The sequence below is a fragment of the Alteromonas sp. KS69 genome (assembly GCF_003989595.1).
Taxonomy (GTDB): domain Bacteria; phylum Pseudomonadota; class Gammaproteobacteria; order Enterobacterales; family Alteromonadaceae; genus Alteromonas; species Alteromonas naphthalenivorans.
Genome location: NZ_PYHU01000080.1, coordinates 1 through 1174 on the forward strand (window position 1 = coordinate 1; position 1174 = coordinate 1174).

Consider the following 1174-nt stretch of genomic DNA (forward strand, 5'->3'; position numbering starts at 1 on the left):
ATTTCGGAGTTACCCGATCAAAAATGACGTTTTTCCGAAATCACTGATCGGAATCCCGAAATCTTCTTCTTTTTCTCACTAAATCAATTGGTAAGCTCAACTTCATCACTTGATTGAAGGAACGAGCTGCCATGGCGAGAAAGAGAACCGATATGAGAAAAATTAAAGACGTCCTGCGTCTCAAATTCGAAGTAGGATTAAGTCATCGAGACATCGGCCAATGCTTAAGTCTCGGTCCTTCAACCGTGAGTGAAATACTCTCGCGCTTTAAATCCAGTGATTTATCGTGGCCGTTACCGGAAGCGATCAACGATAAAACGCTCGAGGCTCAGTTGTATAACACTGGTCCCGTTCAGCGCCAAAAACGGCTGCCTGACTTTATGCTTATGCAGCAAGAGTTGAAGCGTAAAGGCATGACTAAGCTGTTACTGTGGGAAGAATATTGCGCCGAGGATAGTGCGTCAGCTTATGGTTACACGCAGTTTTGCGAGCATTATCAGCGATGGCTTAAAAAGCAGAAGCGTAGTATGCGCCAGCATCATATTGCGGGCGACAAGTTGTTTATTGACTACTGCGGGCCGACAGTACCTATTGTTAATCCCGATACAGGCGAAGTGCGTTATCACGCACAAATCTTTGTAGCGACTTTAGGTGCGACCAACTACACGTATGTTGAAGCTGGCCGCTCACAACGTGAAGAAGACTGGATAATGGCGCACGTAAGAACGTTCCGCTACCTTGGCGGTGTACCCCGTTTACTTGTGCCGGATAACCTGAAATCAGCCGTTACCAAAGCCCACCGTTACGCACCCACGATGAATGAAAACTACGCCAAAATGGCGCGGCATTATGGCTGCGCCATCGTTCCGGCAAGACCTTACAAACCGAAGGATAAGGCCAAAGCAGAAAATGCGGTACTGATTGTTGAACGCTGGATATTAATGCGATTACGCCGGGAGTGCTTTTACACCTTAGCGAGCCTTAACGCACGTAGCAAAGTGTTAATGGAAGAGTTAAATAATCGGCCGCAGCGCTTACATCCAGGCTCTCGCCGTGAGCAGTTTGAACTGCTCGATAAGCCCGCGTTAATGCCATTGCCTGGCACCACGTATGAGTACATAGACAGTAAACGGGCCAAAGTTGGGCCGGATTACCATGTGCTGTACCAAAAGCA

At 47.7% G+C, this 1174-nt stretch carries 1 protein-coding gene; it reads left to right on the forward strand.

The genetic code is table 11. The features are described 5' to 3' along the window. Positions 1 to 131: 131 nt before the first annotated feature. On the forward strand, positions 132 to 1174 hold a 1043-nt coding region (gene istA, locus C7Y69_RS21425), incomplete at its 3' end, for an IS21 family transposase (RefSeq protein WP_260563963.1).